This is a genomic window from Streptomyces mutomycini, assembly GCF_001700505.1.
Classification (GTDB): Bacteria; Actinomycetota; Actinomycetes; order Streptomycetales; family Streptomycetaceae; genus Streptomyces; species Streptomyces mutomycini.
The window spans coordinates 1-1,228 of sequence record NZ_MAPV01000332.1; the positions used below are offsets into that span (position 1 = coordinate 1).

Below are 1,228 nucleotides of genomic sequence, written 5' to 3' on the forward strand. Positions count from 1 at the left end.
GTTCTCAGCCGGGGGTGAGGCGGGTGGGCTGTGCTCCGGTCATGAGGGTTTCGAGGGCGCGGTCGATGTCGGAGCCGAGGTACCAGTCTCCGGTGTGGTCGATGGAGTAGACGCGTCCTTCGTTGTCGATGGCGAGGACGGCCTGTCCTTCGCCTTCTTGGCCGAGGGGGGCGATTTCGGTGTCGAGTGCGCGTCCGAGGTCGCCGAGTGTGCGTGCCAGGTGGAGTCCGCCGAGCGGGTCGATGTGCACGGTGGCGGTGGCGATCTGCCTGCCGGGTGCGGTCGAGGTGATGTGGAGTCCGCCGAATTCGGCCCAGGCTTCGACGGCTGCGGGGAAGACGGCGTGCTGGTGTCCGGCGGGGGACGCGTGGGAGCGGAGGGCGTCGGCCCATTCCTCGGCCTGGCGGATGTCCCAGCGGCCGGGTTGCCATCCGGCGTCGCGGAGTGCGGCGTCGACGGCGACGGGGAAGCGGGTGGTGGAGGTGCGTTGCTGTTGGGCGGGTACGTCGGTCCGGTCGTGCATGGTGGGGTGTTCAGCCCTTCTCGGCGGTGGTCGCCGCACTCGTGGTGAGGTCGACGGGTCGTACGCCGAAGTGGGCGAGCATCACCGTGCAGGAGCGGCAGGGGGGTGCGTAGGTGCCGTGGAGGGGGTCGCCGTCCTCGCGGATGCGGCGGGCGGTGAGGCGGGAGTGTTTGAGGGCGCGGCGGGCCTCGCTGTTGGTGAGGGGTTTGCGCTGGGCTCGTTTGGAGCGGCTCTCGTCGGCCGCGGTGAGCTGGCGTGACAGGAGTATGGCTTCGGGGCAGCGTCCGGTGAAGCGTTCGCGCTGGTTGCTGGTGAGGGTGTCGAGGAAGTCCTGTACGAGTGGGTGGAGGACGGGTGGCCGGTCACCCTTGCCTGCGGTGCAGGTGAGTGTTTCTCCGCGTACGGACAGGGCTGCGGCCACCGCGGGCAGGATGCCGTCGCGGCGGTGCTGGAGGTGGGGTGCGCGGTTGGGTTCGGTGGTGCTCCAACTGAGTCGCGGGTCTCCGGATGTGACTGCTTGTGCTGTGTGCATGGTGTTGGTGTCCCTCCCGTGCAATCCCCCGAGTTGCGGGGGACAGCCTGCCAAATGTCCAGGGTGCTGTGGAAGCTGGGTGGGTGAATCGTGTCTTCGTGTCGCGGCCGGGGGCTCCGCTTGTCGCGTGTCGGTCACCCGTTGGTGACGTTGGGTGAGCGGGGGTGCGGGGG

2 protein-coding genes are annotated in these 1,228 nt (G+C 69.4%); both read right to left on the reverse strand.

Features of this window, described 5'->3' with window-relative positions:
* Positions 1-4: 4 nt before the first annotated feature.
* A complete protein-coding gene (locus tag BFF76_RS30255) occupies positions 5-523 on the reverse strand; it encodes an SUKH-3 domain-containing protein (RefSeq protein WP_031098649.1) in 519 nt (172 codons plus the stop codon).
* A 10-nt stretch (positions 524-533) separates the two neighbouring features.
* Positions 534-1,055: a YwqJ-related putative deaminase gene (locus BFF76_RS30260; protein WP_031098650.1), complete on the reverse strand. Its 522-nt coding sequence runs from the start codon at positions 1,053-1,055 to the stop codon at positions 534-536.
* Positions 1,056-1,228: the final 173 nt, after the last annotated feature.